This is a genomic window from Thioclava sp. DLFJ5-1, from assembly GCF_002020115.1.
GTDB classification, from domain to species: domain Bacteria; phylum Pseudomonadota; class Alphaproteobacteria; order Rhodobacterales; family Rhodobacteraceae; genus Thioclava; species Thioclava sediminum.
On sequence record NZ_MPZU01000013.1, the window covers coordinates 1 to 1436 of the forward strand.

Genomic DNA, 1436 nt, shown 5'->3' on the forward strand with positions numbered 1-1436 from the left:
GGGAGTGGGCAAAACTTGGTGGTTAAGCGGCCCGCTTTGAGACGCCTAGCCTTCTGTCAAGGACAGCGGCCCGAGTGACGGCAACCCGTTGCGCGCCCCGCGGTGACCATCTCATGCGCCGCCGCTTGCCCATGCGGGTGTTGCCGATGTCATCAACACAGCCTTCTGCCCGGGACGACGAAACTGCGAGGCCATTCCGGTGTCGATGGCCGTAGTCTACGAGCGCGTCGAAGTTGTTCGCAAGGTAGGAATAGAGGTCCTGGCACCGGGCTTTGACCCGCTTGGCCGCTTCTCGTAATTCTCGGGTTTCGGCGTGCAGACGATCGCAATCGATCTGAAGAACCTTGAGGATTGTCGCGGCGGTCATCACTTTGCCGTGCCAAAGGTGCCAACGCAGTGTATCAGCAGGTCGCTCGAAGAGTAGCGGCAACCCTGAAAAGCCCTTCGATTGCAGAAGTCCCCGCACCGCATTTTCAATGTGCTTGACCCGCATCGAGATATGCCACCAGTCCAGTATGTGGGTGACGGGACCTCGAACGGCACGCCTCACCAAATTCGGCAGTGCAGGTTCGCCGTCTGAAATCACGGTCACTTTGCTCTGACCGTCCCAGCCCTGCGCGATCAGGTCATGTCGGAGCTGCTTTGCTGGAGAACCGGCGGCTTGCTGCACGAGACCAAACCGCCGGCTCATATTGGGGCTTTCAACCTTGCCGACTACAACATCGAGGTGCCGTTTCTGGTATTCAGGTCGACATCGTATGTGCGCACCATCCAGGAAAACGGTCAGTGGTGATGGCGGAGCGATTGTATCCGCGTCTCCTTGGCTTACGTTTTCGCGGCCTAGCTCGTCGGCGATGCGACCCAAACGATTTCGAACGGTCGTGTTCAATTGAGCCGAACAGGGCATGAACATTTCGATTAATCGAGCGGCTTCCCGAAACGAGTGCCTGGCCCCCAATTCAGCCTGCAGGCGCCGAAGTTCGGCAGTCGCACGGTCAGAGAATAACCCGGCAAGTGGTGATTGTGGCCCAGATTTCGCGACCCCAGCCGGTTGGCACAAGCAGCGTCGAAGCCTTGGCCACTTCACCCGAATTCGCCCGAAAAGAGTGTCGAGAATACGGCCTCGATCATCATGGATCGCGCGTTGTTTGCCACAGCCATCGCATTTCCGGCGAGCCTCCATTGCTTCACCGACCTGATCTTGCACAATCGTCTCCTGCAAACGCCTCAGTAAGGTCTTTGCGTCATTGAGGAGAAGGCCCAAACTCTCGGAACCAAACTCGTCCGGCGCACGGCGAAGTCGACCGATATTGCGCTTCTTGGTTTCTCCATCGTCAAACGTCGTCTCGACAAAAATGTTTACTTCCATGGTGGGTCCCGCCTTGTTCCGATACCTTACCCTACCACGTCGACCACCAGGTTTTGCCCACTCCCGC

The 1436-nt window shown here is 57.8% G+C and carries 1 protein-coding gene; it reads right to left on the reverse strand.

Annotated features, from left to right (window positions below; genetic code table 11):
- Positions 1 to 22: 22 nt before the first annotated feature.
- Complete coding sequence (locus BMI86_RS20775) at positions 23 to 1369, reverse strand: ISKra4 family transposase (RefSeq protein WP_078543006.1); 1347 nt, start codon at positions 1367 to 1369, stop codon at positions 23 to 25.
- Positions 1370 to 1436: the final 67 nt, after the last annotated feature.